Consider the following 16,987-nt stretch of genomic DNA (forward strand, 5'->3'; position numbering starts at 1 on the left):
TCATCTTTTGCATATCAAAGACGATGAGCCTATTTTATCTCGGAATAATCTTGATATTGCGGATAATTTTTAATCAATAAAAGATTAATGCGTTAGACATACCTGGATGGGGGTAAAATTTAAGTTACTCAAGTGTTGTGTTTAAGGGGTATTTTCTGACTAAAGATGTTGCTAGCTTGAATGGAGTACACGATAAGTGTCTCTAAAAACCGCTGTTATTATCATTAACAGGCTATTAAAGATAAAAAATTGATGGGACAGACAGTGAATAATAAATATTTTATATCATTACAGGCACGCAAATGCCTCCCACACGCTAGTTAACGCGTGAGAGAACAATTGACAGACAACCTGTTATTTATAATAATACAACAAACTTTCCCTGGTGTTGGCCAAATGGCTCCTGATCCTTTAAACGGGATCAGTTTTTTTTATATTTAAATTCTTTGCTCTTATGCCGCAACAATAAAGTCTTTTATGGGCAAATGATAGTTATACTAAAGTACAGTCAGGTACTGTACTTTTTCGGTGAATGTCTTGGCAAGACGGTAGTGAACAGGGCGGACAGCCCCGTATATCAGGCACTGTCCCGTAATAATAGTAAGTGCCGTTCCCCCATTTTCTTCCCGGCACCAAACCGTCTGGCACCAGGCAATTAGGATTAAAACCATCCTTTAAAAGCGTGCGCTGACCCCAACATTGTACATAAATTGCTCGCCACTGCTCAAGCCGCTGGTCTGCGAAACCGTCGCAAACGCCGCCACCCGATCGCTCAGTGGCATATTCGCCCCCAAGGTCACATCCATCCAGTTTTTATCCTGGCTGGCGCTATCGCGGGTGAATGAGGTCTGGGTCGACTTCAATCCACCGCCTGCCCAGTAAACGTCATCACCAAACTGATGCTGATAGCTCACCTCCACATAAGGGTTAACCATCCCGAGCTGGCTATCTAATCGCCATCCTACAGCACCGATCTGCGAATGATAGGTCTGATCGTTGAAACGCATCGCCGTACTGTCGTCGCCATTCTCGCTATAACCGGAGACGTTGCTGTAATCCCAGGCAAACTGCGCCATCGGCCCGGTGGTCAGATACGAAGCAATCGGGAAGTCATAACCCGCAGTAACGCGTGCACCCCACTGCTTACCATCGGTATCGCCGGTTTCTGTACGGGTTAGCGAACCAAGCTGCATACTACGGTTAATATCGTCGTAATTCACGCGGGCATAGTGCAAATCGGCATTGAGCCATCCCTGTTCAAACAGCGTCACGGAGCTGAAGGCCGATAGCAGCACACCGCGCGCCTTATAATCGTAACGGCTGGAAGGCTGTTGATTATCGTTGGAACCCGAGATCAGCGCACCTATCAGCCACTCATCCGTCAGTTGGTAATCCACGCCCAGCGTCAGGTTGTGCGTAGTGGCGTCGCCATCTCCGGCAACCGTATTGGCCGAGTAATCATAACGTTGCCCGGCATAGCCGCCGAACACGCCCAATGACCCCTGCGGATTACTGCTGGTGCGTAACTGCTGAAAACGGCTGTCCAGGGTGGCACGGCTATCACGCGCAAAGGCGGCGGTTGCCTGGTTGAGCGCCACCGCCTGCGCCGGACCATCCAATACCGCCTGAATATAATCGGCGATCAACTGGTGAGCCTGCGGGCTTGGGTGGAAATGGTCGGCAAACAGATAAGCCTGCTCGCTGTTAAAGCCTGGCATGGCGGAACTGCATACCGCCGAAGAAACGCCGGCAGGACAAGCCATACCGGCGGTGTTGGTAAAACCAAACTGGCCCGGATTGGCGATCGCCTCGCTGAACAGTTTGTTGACATCAACGCGCACGATATTACCGCCGCCCTGAGCCAACAGGCGATCTTCGCTCTGGTTATAAAAATCGGTAAGCTGGGCAGCCTGGGCGCTGAAGCTGTCAAAAGCCGCGCTTAGTTGGGCTGCAATGGCCTGCTGCACCAGTGGATCACTACTGGCCTGCTGTGCCGCGGCACCTAATGCCTGATGGATCGCCTGCTGGCGCGAAGCGTTATCCGGCGTGGCGATGGCATTAAGCTTGCCGTAAGCCGCCAGTATGGCCGCGCCCTGCACCGGTCCCAGCGCCTGCTGGATAATCAGCTCCATCAACAGCGGGGTTGAACCGATATTCGGCACCGTCGGCACAATCACCGTCCCGGCACCGGCGTTCAATAAAGCGTGCACCTGCGTCGCCGCAGCCAAGGCGCTGGTATAGGCCACCTCCGGTGCGGTTGCCACATTCATCGCCGCAGCGGCCAGATCGTTGCCGCCAATCCAGTGGATATACAGACCGTCGCCGTCGGCCCTGCCGTTAACCCGGGCAAGGTAGCTTTGTACCTGATCCTCGGTGTTGTCCGCAGGGTTTAACACCGGTACGGCCACGCCACCACCGGCAGCATAGTTGTAGCCCCCGTTATCGGACGCCACCAGCGCGGCGCCAATGCGCTGGCCCAGTATTTCGTCATACAGCTGATGTTGGTGGCTGTCATAGGTGAAGCGGCCGTTATTGCCGGTATCACTCAGGCTATCGCCAAACACGTAAAGTTGATCATAGGCTTGCGCCGTAGCACTGAGGCAAAGAGCTAAAGCCACGGCAAGCACCGTTGGAGCGTGCTTACCCTGTTTTTTCAGAGGCATAAATAGACTCCTGAGAGTCAGAAATAGAGGAAATCTGAGACTGCTGACAAACTATGACGGGCGCAGTATGCAGCGCCCCTACGGTCGAACCTGTGCGACCTATTGCCACTTTGTCATCATTCTCAATCACTGTTCTTATCGTTGGCCAATCTCGCTTTATACCCTATGGATTTCAAGTTGCAGCTAGGCGACAAGCTATCTCATCCCCAGGAGCTTACGTTTGGTAAGTGACTGGGGTGAGATAGCGCAGGTAACAACGCTGCAGCTTGAAAGACGACGGGTATAGCTATGTAGTAAATATTGCGGGATTTCACATAACGTCAAGGCGGTAGACGATAAATCGCTCAAAGGGTTGCCAAGCAGGCAGCTTCCGGCGATGATTACCTGTAAATAAATACAGCACAAGGAGTCTCAGCATGGCCAACGAACGTTGCGGTTGGGTTACCGCCGATCCGTTATATCTTGAGTATCATGACCAGGAATGGGGCGTCCCCACCACCAACGCACGCGAGCTGTTCGAAATGCTGTGCCTGGAAGGTCAGCAGGCCGGTCTTTCCTGGATCACCGTGCTGAAAAAACGTGAAAACTATCGCCGTGCCTTCCACAACTTCGATCCACAGCGCATCGCCGCCATGACCGAGCAAGACGTGGCAACGCTGATGCAAGACAGCGGCATCATCCGCCATCGCGGCAAAATCGAGGCCATTATCAACAACGCCAAAGCCTATCTGGCGATGGAGACAGCCGGAGAGGATTTTGTCACCTTTATCTGGCAGTTCGTCACCGGCAAGCCGCTGCTCAATCACTGGCAGGCGCTAGGGGAAGTCCCCGCCAAAACCGAACAGTCCGATGCCTTGTCCAAGGCATTGAAAAAGCGCGGCTTTAAATTTATCGGCTCAACTACCTGCTATGCCTTTATGCAGGCCAGCGGCCTGGTGAACGATCATCTCACCGGTTGCTTCTGCCACCCAAAGCAGCGTCAGGCATGATCCGCACCGCCGTTCCGGCCGATATCGAGCCGCTGATGACGTTGTGGCTGGCAAGCACCACCCAGGCCCATCCATTTATCGCGGCCGATTATTGGCAGCAAACCGCAAAGTTGGTGCGTGAAAGCTATCTGCCACGCGCTAAAACCTGGGTTTATCTGCACAACCAGCAGATCGCCGGTTTTATCAGCGTGCTGGATGAACGCTTCGTGGGCGCGCTGTTTGTTGATGAGCGCTTCCATGGCCAAGGCGTCGGTGCCGCGCTGATGGAGCGCGTGCAACAACAGCACGGCTGGCTAAGCCTGGAGGTGTACGAGCAGAATCTGCGGGCCTGCGCCTTTTACCGCAAGCTTGGGTTCAGTGAGGTGCAACGCCAGTTCAATCAGGAAACCCAGGCCCATACGCTGATCATGAACTGGGCCGTCGCCGAACTGCGCTACCCCTGAAGAGGCGGCGGGCGGGCTTTGTCATCCCTCCCCGCTTCTGGTACTTTGGCAGCCAACCTTGTCAACGAGATCCAGCATGTTTACCCATATCGCCTTATCCAAACTCAACGGTCTCGAGTTGATGGTGTACAACTACGTCATCAAAAATAAGGACAAGGTCATGTATATGACCATTCGCGAACTGGCGGATGGTGCCAAGGTCTCCACCACCACGGTATTGCGCTTTTGTAAGAAAATGAATTTCAGCGGCTATTCGGAATTCCGTATTCGCTTTAAACTCTATCTGGAACAGGAAGACAAGCTGCTGTTAACCTCCGGCGTCAGTGAAATTGTCAGCTTCTTCAAGAGTATTAACAATGAAGAGTTTGAACAGTTAATTACGGATGCGACAGCACACATTACCGCCGCAGAACGGATCATCTTTGTCGGGGCGGGAACATCCGGCACATTAGGTAAGTACGGCGCTCGTTTTTTCTCTAACGTTGGTAAATTCAGTAATTATATCGATGACCCTTATTATCCTATCAGCAGCGATATGTATAAAAACGCGGTAGCCATTATTTTATCGGTTTCTGGAGAAACGCCGGAAATTCTCAAACTGGCCAGCCAATTTAGCCTGCATAACTGTAAGATCGTCAGCATTACCAACAGCGAAACCTCTTCACTGGCGCGTATGGCAGACTTTAACCTCTCTTACCACATGCCGCAAATCCGCATTGCCAGCGAGTACGATATCACTACCCAGGTACCGGTGATGTATATGTTGGAGGCGATAGGGAAAAAGCTGGCCAAAAGTCTCGGCCATTAATTTCTTTAGTTAAAACACATTAAATAACACCCTGTTTTTTTAATGTGACAAATCACTTTTTCGTCGTTTTGTTATATCGTGACTTCCTCATCTTATTTGCTACTATCCCTTCAGCTATAACCCAAACACTGACATTAAAGCCCGATATATCTGTACCTCATAGATGGAGTTACGTTGATGGCAATTAATTATGCTGATTCAGCAAAAGAGATCGTGCGCCTGATTGGTGGCGATAATAATGTGATTAATGTCACACATTGCGCAACGCGTTTGCGATTTATTTTAAAAGATATCAGCCAGGCCGATAAAGATACGCTGAAACGCGTCCAAGGCGTGATTACCGTTCTCGAATCCAGTGGCCAATTGCAGGTGGTGATCGGCAACCACGTCGGCGACGCCTATCGGGAAGTGCTCAAGCTGGTCAATATGGATGAGAACGTCGCGGTCAGCGCGCCGAACGTCGGCATCGTCAGCCGCCTGATGGACATTATCTCCAGTATCTTTGCTCCCTTCCTGTATCCGCTGGCGGCCTGTGGGGTGTTGCAGGGGCTCATCTCGCTGTTTGCTGCCTTAGGCTGGATGGACCCGGCAAGCGGCACCTACCGCATTCTCAACTTCGTTTCCTGGACCGGCTTCACCTTCCTGCCGGTGATGGTGGCCTTCACCGCCGCGAAAAAATTCAACGTCAATCCGTTCACCGCAGTTATCGCGGCCTGTGCGCTGGTCTCTCCAGACTATATGAACATGCTCACCGCCAATAAAATCCTGTTAGTAAACTCTGCCGACCCGGCCATGCAGGCCTTGATGCAGGAAGCCGTCAATAACCCACAGATTGCCAAGGTACTGGCCGAAGTGGCCGGTATCCCGATTAACGCCGATCCGCTCACCTTTCTGGGTATGCCGGTGCAGTATCTCAGCTACACCGCCTCGGTGATCCCCATCATCCTGATGGTCTGGATCATGTCCTATGTGCAGCGTTTCTTTGAACGTATCCTGCCGCTGGTGATCCGCAACCTGTTCACGCCAATGTTCTGTATCGCGATCATGGTGCCGCTGACGCTGCTGGCCTTTGGCCCGATCGGCAACATGATTGGCGGTGCCATCGGTGGCGTCTATAACACGCTGTATCACCTCAGCCCTTCCATCGCCGGAGCGGTGGTAGGCGCACTGTGGATGCCACTGGTAACGCTGGGCGTACACTGGGGGATCACGCCAGTCACCGTGGGGAACTATGCCACACTGGGCTATGACACCTTTACCGGCCTGCAAGCCTCCCCAGTATTTGCCATGGCAGGTGCCGTGCTGGGCGTTTATTTGAAATCCAAAGACCCGGAGATGAAGCGCGTTTCGCTGTCTGCGGGCATGACCGCCCTGTTCGGCATCACGGAGCCCGCCATCTACGGCGTAGCGTTGCGCCTGAAACGCCCAATGATTTGCGGCTGTGTCGCCGGGGCGGTCGGAGGTTCCATTGCCGGGGCCTTCAACGCGGTGTCATGGAGCTATTGCCTACCGGGGATTGCCGTGTTGCCGGTATTCTTTAAAGAAGGTCATATGCCGCAGTTCCTTGGCTTCCTGCTATCCATCTGCGTGGCGTTTGTGCTCGGTGCGGTACTGACCTATATCGTCGGTTTTAAAGAACAACAACCCGCGCCAACGGCACCGCTCAACAAGACTGAAATGGCCTAAATTCATCTACCAAGAGAAGCAACGTTATGAAAAAACAGTTACCGGATGATTTCCTGTGGGGCGGCGCGGTAGCGGCGCATCAGGTTGAAGGCGGTTGGGATCAGGGCGGTAAAGGCCCAAGCATCGTCGATGTGCTGTCCAGCGGTGCCCACGGCATCGATCGCGTGATCACCGACGGCATTGAACCAGGTTACCTCTACGCCAACCACGACGCGGTGGACTTCTATCACCGTTATAAAGGCGATATCGCACTGTTTGCCGAAATGGGCTTCAAGTGCTTCCGCACCTCAATTGCCTGGTCGCGCATCTTCCCGCGGGGAGATGAGCTGGAGCCGAACGAAGAAGGATTGCAGTTCTACGACAACCTGTTTGACGAACTGCTGAAATATGGCATTGAGCCGGTGATCACCCTTTCCCACTTCGAGATGCCATGGCATCTGGTGAAAGAGTACGGCGGCTGGAAAAACCGTAAGGTTGTCGATTTCTTTGTGCGCTTTAGTGAAGTGGTCATCGCTCGCTACCAGCACAAAGTGAAGTACTGGATGACCTTCAACGAGATCAACAACCAACGCAACTGGAAGACTCCACTGTTCGGCTACTGCTGTTCCGGGGTGATTTACACCCAGGAACCGAACCCGGAAGAGTGCATGTATCAGGTGCTGCACCATCAGTTTGTCGCCAGCGCACAGGTGGTTAAACTGGGGCATGCCATCAACCCAGCACTGCAGATTGGCTGCATGATCGCCATGGTGCCGCTGTATCCGTTCTCCTGCAATCCGGACGATGTGATGTATGCGCAAGAGGCGATGCGTGAACGTTTCCTGTTTGGCGATGTGCATATGCGTGGCTATTACCCGTCCTACATTCTGCACGAATGGGAGCGCAAGGGTTACCACATCCAGATGCAGCCGGAAGATAAGCAGATCCTGCGTGAAGGCTGCGCCGACTATATCGGCCTGAGCTACTACATGAGTAACGCGGTGCAAGCTGGCTCCATCGGCGCAGGTACGGCCTTGGCCGGTTTTGAAGGCAGCGTGCCGAACCCTTATGTGAAAGCGTCCGACTGGGGCTGGCAAATCGATCCGGTGGGGCTGCGCTATACGCTCAATATCCTCTATGAACGCTACCAGAAGCCGCTGTTTATCGTCGAGAACGGCTTCGGCGCACTGGATAAGCCCGAGGCTGATGGCCAGATCCACGACGATTACCGCATCGCCTATCTGCGTTCGCACATCGAGCAGATGAAAAAAGCGGTGATCGACGACGGCGTTGAGCTGATGGGCTTTACCCCCTGGGGCTGTATCGACTGCGTGTCATTCACCACCGGGCAATACAGTAAGCGCTACGGTTTTATCTACGTAGATAAGCACGACGACGGCAGCGGCACCTTTGCCCGCGCGAAGAAACAGAGCTTCGACTGGTATCGCCGCGTGATCGCCAGCAATGGCGAAACGTTAGCCTAACCGCATCTCATCGGGGCGGAACTCTCCGCCCCGTATTTTTCCGAAAGATCTATTACTCCCGCATTAATTCAGTTTGTTCTGGTTCCCAAGCGGCGATTTGGCGGCTATCTTCCGGCCAGCCTGGCTTACTGGTTTATAATTTGTCACGATTTTTACCGGAACTGCTGGCCAAAAGGTACGTCATAGTTACGCGGCCCGTTTGGGGCTCGCGGCTGAATGCCGATGATTTAGCGCCTCCAGTTTGGAGTAGCGCACGCAGATATCCCTGTTCTTAAAGGAACTAACAATGAAAAAACGCATTGCGATAATTGCTGGTGCGGTAGCCGTTGCCATGACGCTATCGGCTTGTACCACCAACCCTTACACCGGGGAGTCAGAAGCCAGCAAAGCCGGTATTGGCGCTGGCGTTGGCGCAGCCCTAGGTGCCGGTATCGGCATGATCTCTTCATCGAAAAAAGACCGTGGTAAAGGTGCGCTGATCGGCGCCGCCGCCGGTGCCGCATTGGGCGGTGGGGCCGGATACTACATGGACGTGCAGGAAGCCAAGCTACGCGACAAAATGAGAGGCACCGGCGTTAGCGTCACCCGTCAGGGCGATAATATCGTGCTGAACATGCCGAACAACGTGACCTTCGATACCGACAGCAGCACGCTGAAACCGGCAGGTGCCAACACCCTGACCGGCGTGGCAATGGTGCTGAAAGAGTATGAAAAAACCGCCGTTAACGTGGTGGGTTACACCGACAGCACCGGGGCTCGCGCGCATAATATGACGCTGTCCCAGCAACGTGCAGACGGTGTGGCTGGCGCGCTGATCACCCAAGGGGTCGCCGCCAACCGCATCCGCTCAACCGGTGCTGGCCCAGATAACCCGATTGCCTCCAACAGCACCACCGAAGGCAAGGCGCAAAACCGCCGCGTTGAGATCACCCTCAGCCCACTGCAGTAATACCGTGCGGGGTCCTGACCCCGCCGGTACACATATCCTGCCACAGCCCACATCCTGACACGGGTCATTTCCGGCGTTATGCCGGGTGTGTTAGTCTCCTTGGCATTGAACCGCAGGGGAGATTGGCTGTGAGCAGTGATAAAGCAACGCGCGCCTCAGGGCGCGCCACCATCAGTGATGTGGCAAAACACGCCCAAACCGGCAAAACCAGCGTGTCGCGCTATCTCAATGGTGAACAACACCTGCTCTCCGACGCCCTCAAACAGCGTATCGACATCGCGATCCAGCAGCTCGACTATCGCCCAAGCCAGATGGCACGTAGCCTGAAGGGCGGACAAACGCGGCTGATCGGCCTGATCATCGCCGATATCACCAATCCCTATTCCGTCGACGTGATGCGCGGAATCGAAGCCGCCTGCCGCCTGCATGGCTTTACCCTGCTGGTTTGTAACACCAATAACGAGATCAATCAGGAACAGCACTACCTACAGTTGCTGAGCAGCTACCGGGTGGAAGGGATTGTGGTGAACGCCGTCGGGATGCGTGAAGATGCGCTCTCCATGCTGCAACAGTCGATGCTGCCGATGGTACTGATCGACCGTAAAATTCCCGACTTTGCCTGCGACGTTGTGGGTTTGAATAACCACGAGGCAACCACCGCAGCGACGGAGCACCTGTTGCAACAGGGTTTCGAGGCTATCCTGTTCCTCAGTGAGCCGATTGGCACCGTGAATACCCGGCTTGAGCGTCTACACGCCTTTCGCCAGACCATGGCCAAACATCCCGATTTATCCGCCGAACAGGCCGAAACCCCGTTAAACGACAGCGAAAAGCTGGCAACGGTATTACAGACCTTCAACACTCACCATCGCGGAATGCGCAAAGCGGTGATTTCCGCCAACGGTGCCTTAACGCTGCAAGTTGCGCGCGCCATGCGCCACCTGGGTATGCAGTGGGGCAACGATATCGGCCTGCTTGGGTTTGACGAATTGGATTGGGCCGAACTGGCCGGGGTGGGGATCACCACCCTGAAACAGCCCACCTACCAGATAGGGCACACTGCGTTGGAACTGCTGGTAAAGCGTATCCAGGGTCTCGATGCTCCCGTCAGCGAGCGGCTATTCTCCGGTGAGCTGATCGTTCGTGGTTCCACCCTGCGTTGACCCCTTCGCCAGTTTATACCCTTCGATGATATCCTGAAGCTTGAACCATGCCTCCCACATCACTACCCATCCTGCTCGTCCCGTTCTTTTAGGGGTCTGACGCTCAATGGAACGAAAACTCACGTTAAGCAATATTATCCTCCTCTGACGCCTCTTTTAATGGCCTCAGATGCCCTTTTGTCACCTGTTCTGCCAGCGTAAAGGAATAATGGCCGAGCATATTGATAAATCGTTTTTTTGTTATAAAAGACACCGCCTGTCCGATATTTGATTTAGGATACATTTTTATGCGACTTTTTGGTTATGCACGGGTATCAACCAGTCAGCAGAGCCTTGATATTCAAATCAAGGCTCTCAAAGAAGCAGGGGTGAAAGCCAACCGCATCTTTACCGACAAGGTATCCGGTAGTTCAACCGATCGGGAAGAGCTGGATCTGCTGCGGATGAAGGTAGAGGAAGGTGATGTCATTCTGGTAAAGAAGCTCGGTCGTCTTGGCCGTGACACTGCCGATATGATCCAGCTGATTAAAGCATTCGATGCCCAGGGCGTGGCCGTCCGGTTTATTGATGATGGGATCAGCACTGATGGTGACATGGGAAAAATGGTGGTCACCATTCTGTCGGCTGTAGCCCAGGCCGAGCGGCAGAGAATACTGGAACGTACAAACGAAGGTAGGCAGGAAGCAAAACTGAAAGGCATACGCTTCGGCCGCAAGCGAACAATAAACCGGGAACAGTTGCTGGCTCTACGGCAGGAGGACCTGGGGGCATCAGAAATAGCCCGCCGACTGAATATTGCCCGCTCCATGGTCTATAAAATTCAGGAAGACGAGAAAGCTGTGTAGAGAATCCTGTCTTATACGGCATGGTTGCGGAAAAGCATTTGTAATCTGCCAATATTCCTTTTTATTTTAAAAGAAACCTGAGCGTTTTTTGAAAGAAATCAGCATAAAAATAATGGTATTTATATATTAATGATTTTTTATAACAGTTAATCCATGGAGTATTATAAACACATGATAAGCACAACAAATAATTCACAATCTCGCCTAGTGGAAATTGAAAAAACTCTCAAAAGTGAAAAACCACGTCAAATAAAGCCTTTTTTTTCATCCACTTTGGGCGGTAACCTTCTCAAGGTTACAAATCATAATGGTAGTAGTTTTGTTATGGCTATGCCCCGCGGTGACTCTCCTATTATTGAGGGGCTGGCGGCTCGCAAAGCAGAAGCAAATTCATTTAATAACGCCTTTTCACGTTTAGTGATTGAGTGAATTTTATCTTTTGGCGCGTAAAATACACGATTTAATAAACCATTTTTCTTTGCGTTAACTTAAAATAATGAGCCCTCCTCAATTTAAGTTAGCGTAGTAGATGCCAGATAAAATTTATCTGGCAATTCTAACGTCCATTCGCATTGTAACAAACCAGTATTGTTCATCTCCTCCGTGATGATTTGTGTCGAAAATTGCTTAACGTGAGTTTTCGTTCCACTGAGCGTCAGCCCCCTAGAAAGTCCTGTTTTTTTAGCCAACGAGGCAGTGAGGTGTACGAGACGCAGAGTTCGCCGATAGTCGCCAAGTTGAGCGAGTCCAAAAGTGTCGTTAGCCCATGAATAACAATCAGAAAGCACCATACTAAAAACCGAAGAAGAGGAGAATATAAAGAGAGATCAGCAGATGGGGAAAAGGTTCAAAAATTCCCCGATTTTCGCATCGGGGAAATGTGTATAAGAGACAGCCCTGTGGGAGAGGGTCGGGGTGAGGGCCGTTTTTTAACCAACTCCGTGATTGCGATCATAGTTCTGCATGCTGCTGCTTTTCAATGGAACCGGTTCCATTTAACGTTACGACAACAGTAGCGGTGGTGATACGTCACCTCAGGAGCCAAAAGATGAAACAACAGATTATTGTAGTAACCAGCGCCTACGGCAACGACATAGTGCAGCAGTCAGGTGGCCAGGCAGCGTTATTACCCCTGATCGCCAAAGCAGGCGCAGACGGCGTGGAAATCCGCCGTGAACTACTTTCCCCGCAGGAGCTGGACGATTTACCCGCCTTGGCACAGGCCATGCAGCAACACCAACTGGCCACCGTCTATTCCGCTCCTGAGTCACTGTTTACGCCACAACATACCCTGAACCCGAACCTGCCCGCCTTTTTGGCTGAGGCGAAGATCCTGCAAGCTAGCCGTCTCAAGCTGGCTCTGGGCCACTACCAGCCGGGCTTTGACTTTACCGAGTTAAAAATCGCGCTGGGGCAATCTGCGACCCAACTGGTAGTCGAGAACGATCAAACGCCAGACTGCGGCATCCTGTCACTAATGCACGCCTTTTTCCAAGCAGTGGAAGAGAGCCAGTTGCCGATCGGTATGACATTCGATATGGCCAACTGGCATTGGGTGGGGCAAGACGCCCTGGCCGCTGCCGAACGACTGGCCGCACACGTCGGCTATATTCATGTTAAAGCCGCAACCCTTGGCCCACGCGGCTGGCGCGCCATCGCCCTGGATGACACCGACGGCAGTTGGCGCGCAGTCCTGGCCCGCTTGCCGCAGGATGTGCCGCGCGGCATCGAGTTCCCACTACAGGGCAGCGATCTGGAGGCGGTAACCCGCCATTACGTGGATATGTTACGCGAGGAGCAGGCATGATGAGCACGCAAAATTCTTTAGATGTCGTAACGCTGGGTGAAGCCATGGCGATGTTTGTCGCGGCACAAACCGGCGATCTGGCCGAGGTTGAAAGCTTTACCAAGCGCATCGCCGGTGCCGAACTGAACGTGGCGATCGGGCTGGCCCGCCTGGGTCTGAACGTCGGCTGGGTCAGCCGGGTAGGTAACGACTCCTTTGGCCGTTTTACCCTGCAACAGTTGGCGAAAGAAAGGGTTAACGCCCTACGGGTCACCGTCGATGGCCGCTATCCAACCGGTTTTCAGCTGAAATCAAAAAATACCGATGGAACCGATCCCAGTGTGGAGTATTTCCGCAAAGGCTCCGCCGCCAGCCATCTGTCCACCGCCGACTTTGATCGCGACTATTTCGCCGGGGCGCGCCACCTACACCTGAGCGGGGTGGCTGCCGCCCTTTCTGCCGAGTCGCTGGAGCTGTGCCATTTCGCCGCCGCTGAGATGCGCGCCCTGGGCAAAACCATCTCCTTCGACCCCAACCTGCGCCCGGTGCTGTGGTCTAGCCGGGAGCTGATGATCGAACAGCTCAACAAGCTGGCCTGCGCGGCCGACTGGGTGCTGCCAGGGTTAAAAGAGGGCCAGATCCTGACCGGGCAATCCACCGCAGAAGGTATCGCCGATTTCTATCTGGAGCGCGGCGTACAGGCCGTGATCATCAAAACCGGGCCAGAGGGTGCCTGGTTTAAAACCGCCGCGGGTGACCAAGCTGCGGTCCCAGCGGTCAAAGTCACCAACGTGGTAGATACCGTCGGTGCCGGAGACGGATTCGCCGTGGGGACACTGAGCGCCCTGCTGGAAGGCAAAACACTGCTACAGGCGGTGCAACGCGGCAATAAGATCGGCTCTCTAGCCATCCAGGCCATCGGCGACAGCGAAGGGCTGCCAACCCGTGCCGCACTGGCGGAATAATAATTTGCTCCAATAAGCGCCCACCTCTGTCCCTACAACCGAGGCACGCCGTGAAAGCACAAACCCCAACGGATGGCTGTAAGCCACCGCTGGCGAAAAAACTCCACTGAAGGGTTACGAACATGAGTAAAGCAACTATTGCGGCTAAACGCTGGTGGTACATCATGCCCATCGTGTTTATCACCTACAGCCTGGCCTATCTGGATCGCGCCAACTTTAGCTTTGCCTCTGCCGCCGGGATTAATGACGATCTTGGCATCACCAAAGGCATGTCATCTCTGCTGGGTGCCCTGTTTTTCCTCGGCTATTTCTTCTTCCAAATCCCCGGCGCCATCTACGCCGAACGACGCAGCGTCAAGAAGCTGATTTTCTGGTGTTTGATCCTGTGGGGCGGCTGTGCCTCGCTGACCGGCATGGTCAGCAATATCCCGATGCTGGCAGCGATCCGCTTTATCCTCGGCGTGGTAGAGGCGGCGGTGATGCCCGCGATGCTGATATATATCAGCAACTGGTTTACCAAGTCTGAACGTTCCCGCGCCAATACCTTCCTGATCCTCGGCAATCCGGTCACGGTGTTGTGGATGTCGGTGGTTTCCGGCTACCTGATCCACGCCTTTGGCTGGCGTGAAATGTTTATCATCGAGGGGGTTCCTGCGGTGATCTGGGCATTTTGCTGGTGGGTGCTGGTTAAAGACAAGCCTTCACAGGTTGGCTGGCTGAGCGACCAGGAGAAGCTGGCACTGCAACAACAGCTGGCCGAGGAGCAGAAAGGCATCAAGGCGGTACGTAACTACGGCGAAGCCTTCCGCTCCCGTAACGTGATCCTGCTGTGTATGCAGTACTTTGCCTGGAGCATCGGCGTCTATGGCTTCGTGCTGTGGCTACCTTCAATCCTGCGCAGCGGTATGCAGATGGGGATGGTTGAAGCGGGCTGGCTGTCGTCGGTGCCCTATCTGGCCGCCACCATTGCGATGATCGTGGTTTCCTGGGCGTCGGACAAAATGCAGAACCGTAAGCTGTTTGTCTGGCCGCTGTTGCTGATCGGCGCACTGGCCTTCTTCGCCTCCTACGCCATTGGCCCGAACCACTTCTGGATCTCCTATGGCCTGCTGGTGGTCGCCGGTGCGGCAATGTATGCGCCTTACGGTCCGTTTTTCGCCATCATTCCGGAGATGCTGCCAAGAAACGTCGCCGGAGGTGCCATGGCGCTGATTAACAGCATGGGTGCACTAGGCTCCTTCTTCGGTTCCTGGTTCGTCGGCTACCTGAACGGGGCAACCGGCAGTCCGGCAGCCTCCTATATGTTTATGGCTATCGCGCTGCTGGCCTCGGTGGGGTTGACGCTAATCGTCAAGCCTGCACGTAACGAAGCTCAGCCACAAGTGGCCTAATCTTTCGAGTGAGGGGTCAGCCCTTCACTCTCCTGCAATATGTTATGTTGAACATCTCGTTCGCCAGATGGAGATTTTTTGATGAAGCCTGCAATCGTGTTGTACAAAAGTATTCCTGCCGATCTGCGTGCCAAGCTGGACCAGCACTTTACCGTTCATGCCTTTGACGGTCTGCAACTGGACAACGCCGCCTTCGATCAGGCGCTACAACAGGCCGAAGGCATCCTGGGTTCCGGCGGCAAGATTGATGCAGCCTTTTTGCAACGCGCCCCAAAACTGCGGGCGGCGTCCACCGTTTCCGTCGGTTACGACAACTTTGACGTTGCAGCGCTCAACGCCCACCGGGTGCTGTTGATGCATACCCCAACCGTGCTGACCGAAACCGTGGCCGATACCATCATGAGCCTGGTGTTGGCCACCGCACGCCGGGTGGTCGAGGTGGCCGAGCGGGTCAAAGCAGGGGAATGGCAGGGCAGCATCGGGCCTGACTGGTACGGCATCGATGTTCATCATAAAACCATCGGTATTCTCGGCATGGGCCGCATCGGCCTGGCGCTGGCGCAGCGTGCGCACTTCGGCTTTGGTATGCCGGTACTGTACAACGCACGCCGCCCCCATGAAGAAGCAGAGCAGCGCTTCAATGCCCGCCGTTGCGATCTTGATACGCTGCTGGCCGAGTCGGACTTCCTGTGCATTACGCTGCCGCTCACCGAGCAAACCTTCCATCTGATTGGCCGCGAACAGCTGGCGAAGATGAAGCAGAGCGGGATTTTGATCAACGCGGGGCGTGGCCCGGTGGTGGATGAGCAAGCGCTGATTGAAGCCTTACGAGACGGCACCATTCACGCCGCTGGATTGGACGTGTTCGAGCAAGAGCCGGTCGCGGTCGATTCGCCACTGCTGAAAATGGCCAACGTGGTGGCTTTGCCGCATATCGGTTCCGCCACCCATGAGACTCGCTATGGCATGGCCGAATGTGCTGTGGATAACCTGATTGCCGCCTTGACCTGTACGGTCACAGAAAACTGCGTTAACCCGCAGTTGCTGAACAAGTAACCCTGATGAGATGCCAGCGTTTACCAACTGGCATCTCATCAAAAGAACCTGTAAGCGTTTCACTATTACGCAGGTGCTTACGATGTTCGGCGATTTCCAGCAGTGATAATGGACTTTCGTCACTTACTACCCCATTAATCACAGCCTGACGGACAAACTCATCACTCACTTTCTGGTGTTCTAGCGGGTCGTTGAAAACCATAATAACCTCAGTTACCAGCGTTTCTCCGGCGGTCGCCTTCGGGTATGAAATACTCTAAGAATATGTATTTCCTTATTTTTAATCCGATAAGGGATCAAGTAAGGGAAAGTTTGCATGACAATTTCTCGGGTACCCATTACTCGACCAGGTCTTCCTAAAGCAGGTTGCGTAACCAGCAAGTTCACCGAGCGAACCACCTCTTTAGCAAATTCTGTCGCTACTTGCGGATCCTCTTGGTAAAGCCATTCATATTCATCATCAAAATTTGTTGCAGCTTTCCTTAGCCATTTAATTTTCATTGCTAATAGTCACCCCCATTTTCTTAAAACGGGCCGCCATTTCATCATCAGATGCAAAGTCACCATTATCGGCTTCAACGATTGCCTGTTGAATTTCAGCAACCTGCCATGCCTCGCGGTTTAAAAAATCCTGTATCGCCTGAGTCGCCAAAAATGATTTCGTTCTGCCGGTCGCTTCTGCTAAGGCTTCAAGCTGCTCACTGAGATCGTCGGATAGCCGAACAGACATCACGCTCATAAGTTTACCTCACACTACAATGTATACATGACAATATAGAT

At 53.5% G+C, this 16,987-nt stretch carries 17 protein-coding genes and 1 pseudogene; 13 read left to right on the plus strand and 5 right to left on the minus strand.

Annotated features, from left to right (window positions below):
• Positions 1 to 674: 674 nt before the first annotated feature.
• Positions 675 to 2,663 carry an autotransporter outer membrane beta-barrel domain-containing protein gene (locus tag KAJ71_RS07760; RefSeq protein ID WP_248945185.1) on the minus strand — a complete coding sequence of 663 codons (1,989 nt, stop codon included), beginning with the start codon at positions 2,661 to 2,663 and terminating at the stop codon, positions 675 to 677.
• A 416-nt stretch (positions 2,664 to 3,079) separates the two neighbouring features.
• On the opposite strand from KAJ71_RS07760, the gene KAJ71_RS07765 reads away from it, so the two are divergent.
• The 9 genes from KAJ71_RS07765 to KAJ71_RS07805 all read left to right on the plus strand — a co-directional run bounded on the left by KAJ71_RS07765 (position 3,080) and on the right by KAJ71_RS07805 (position 11,438).
• On the plus strand, positions 3,080 to 3,652 hold the full coding sequence (locus KAJ71_RS07765) for a DNA-3-methyladenine glycosylase I (protein ID WP_202728238.1): 573 nt from the start codon (positions 3,080 to 3,082) through the stop codon (positions 3,650 to 3,652).
• On the plus strand, positions 3,649 to 4,095 hold the full coding sequence (locus tag KAJ71_RS07770; protein WP_248945186.1) for an N-acetyltransferase: 447 nt from the start codon (positions 3,649 to 3,651) through the stop codon (positions 4,093 to 4,095). Before KAJ71_RS07765 ends, KAJ71_RS07770 begins: the two co-directional genes overlap by 4 nt.
• A 76-nt stretch (positions 4,096 to 4,171) precedes the next feature.
• On the plus strand, positions 4,172 to 4,903 hold the full coding sequence (locus KAJ71_RS07775) for a MurR/RpiR family transcriptional regulator (protein WP_248945187.1): 732 nt from the start codon (positions 4,172 to 4,174) through the stop codon (positions 4,901 to 4,903).
• A gap of 177 nt (positions 4,904 to 5,080) precedes the next feature.
• Positions 5,081 to 6,589 (plus strand): PTS transporter subunit EIIC, encoded by a 1,509-nt coding sequence (locus tag KAJ71_RS07780; RefSeq protein WP_248945188.1) that lies wholly within the window; start codon positions 5,081 to 5,083, stop codon positions 6,587 to 6,589.
• Positions 6,590 to 6,615: 26 nt separating this feature from the next.
• The gene (locus KAJ71_RS07785; protein WP_248945189.1) at positions 6,616 to 8,052 is read left to right on the plus strand and encodes a 6-phospho-beta-glucosidase; all 1,437 of its coding nucleotides are present in this window, start codon (positions 6,616 to 6,618) and stop codon (positions 8,050 to 8,052) included.
• Positions 8,053 to 8,338: 286 nt separating this feature from the next.
• Positions 8,339 to 9,001 (plus strand): OmpA family lipoprotein, encoded by a 663-nt coding sequence (locus tag KAJ71_RS07790; protein WP_248945190.1) that lies wholly within the window; start codon positions 8,339 to 8,341, stop codon positions 8,999 to 9,001.
• A gap of 128 nt (positions 9,002 to 9,129) precedes the next feature.
• Positions 9,130 to 10,164, plus strand: a complete 1,035-nt coding sequence (locus KAJ71_RS07795; RefSeq protein ID WP_248945191.1) for a LacI family DNA-binding transcriptional regulator — start codon at positions 9,130 to 9,132, stop codon at positions 10,162 to 10,164.
• Between the two features lie 287 nt (positions 10,165 to 10,451).
• Positions 10,452 to 11,009, plus strand: a complete 558-nt coding sequence (locus KAJ71_RS07800) for a recombinase family protein (protein ID WP_248945192.1) — start codon at positions 10,452 to 10,454, stop codon at positions 11,007 to 11,009.
• 171 nt (positions 11,010 to 11,180) lie between these two features.
• A complete protein-coding gene (locus tag KAJ71_RS07805; RefSeq protein WP_248945193.1) occupies positions 11,181 to 11,438 on the plus strand; it encodes a hypothetical protein in 258 nt (85 codons plus the stop codon).
• Positions 11,439 to 11,674: 236 nt separating this feature from the next.
• Here KAJ71_RS07805 and KAJ71_RS07810 read toward each other — a convergent pair.
• Positions 11,675 to 11,800 (minus strand): annotated as a pseudogene (locus KAJ71_RS07810) (IS4/Tn5 family transposase DNA-binding protein); the annotation flags it as partial.
• A gap of 257 nt (positions 11,801 to 12,057) precedes the next feature.
• On the opposite strand from KAJ71_RS07810, the gene KAJ71_RS07815 reads away from it, so the two are divergent.
• From KAJ71_RS07815 to ghrB, 4 genes are all read left to right on the plus strand, one after another.
• Positions 12,058 to 12,816: a sugar phosphate isomerase/epimerase family protein gene (locus tag KAJ71_RS07815; protein WP_248945194.1), complete on the plus strand. Its 759-nt coding sequence runs from the start codon at positions 12,058 to 12,060 to the stop codon at positions 12,814 to 12,816.
• Positions 12,813 to 13,760, plus strand: a complete 948-nt coding sequence (locus tag KAJ71_RS07820; RefSeq protein WP_248945195.1) for a sugar kinase — start codon at positions 12,813 to 12,815, stop codon at positions 13,758 to 13,760. The genes KAJ71_RS07815 and KAJ71_RS07820 overlap by 4 nt, the downstream gene beginning before the upstream one ends.
• A 122-nt stretch (positions 13,761 to 13,882) precedes the next feature.
• On the plus strand, positions 13,883 to 15,151 hold the full coding sequence (locus tag KAJ71_RS07825) for an MFS transporter (RefSeq protein ID WP_248945196.1): 1,269 nt from the start codon (positions 13,883 to 13,885) through the stop codon (positions 15,149 to 15,151).
• Between the two features lie 81 nt (positions 15,152 to 15,232).
• Positions 15,233 to 16,207: a glyoxylate/hydroxypyruvate reductase GhrB gene (ghrB, locus tag KAJ71_RS07830; RefSeq protein WP_248945197.1), complete on the plus strand. Its 975-nt coding sequence runs from the start codon at positions 15,233 to 15,235 to the stop codon at positions 16,205 to 16,207.
• Here ghrB and KAJ71_RS07835 read toward each other — a convergent pair.
• Genes KAJ71_RS07835 through KAJ71_RS07845 form a run of 3 tightly spaced genes read right to left on the minus strand, consistent with a single transcriptional unit; the run spans position 16,182 to position 16,946 of the window.
• Positions 16,182 to 16,409 carry a hypothetical protein gene (locus KAJ71_RS07835; protein WP_186529554.1) on the minus strand — a complete coding sequence of 76 codons (228 nt, stop codon included), beginning with the start codon at positions 16,407 to 16,409 and terminating at the stop codon, positions 16,182 to 16,184. The genes ghrB and KAJ71_RS07835 overlap by 26 nt on opposite strands.
• 11 nt (positions 16,410 to 16,420) lie before the next feature.
• Positions 16,421 to 16,708 carry a type II toxin-antitoxin system RelE/ParE family toxin gene (locus tag KAJ71_RS07840; RefSeq protein ID WP_071784396.1) on the minus strand — a complete coding sequence of 96 codons (288 nt, stop codon included), beginning with the start codon at positions 16,706 to 16,708 and terminating at the stop codon, positions 16,421 to 16,423.
• Positions 16,698 to 16,946 carry a CopG family ribbon-helix-helix protein gene (locus tag KAJ71_RS07845; RefSeq protein ID WP_021181369.1) on the minus strand — a complete coding sequence of 83 codons (249 nt, stop codon included), beginning with the start codon at positions 16,944 to 16,946 and terminating at the stop codon, positions 16,698 to 16,700. The genes KAJ71_RS07840 and KAJ71_RS07845 overlap by 11 nt, the downstream gene beginning before the upstream one ends.
• Positions 16,947 to 16,987: the final 41 nt, after the last annotated feature.

Source organism: Serratia silvae (assembly GCF_023282985.1).
Classification (GTDB): domain Bacteria; phylum Pseudomonadota; class Gammaproteobacteria; order Enterobacterales; family Enterobacteriaceae; genus Chania; species Chania silvae.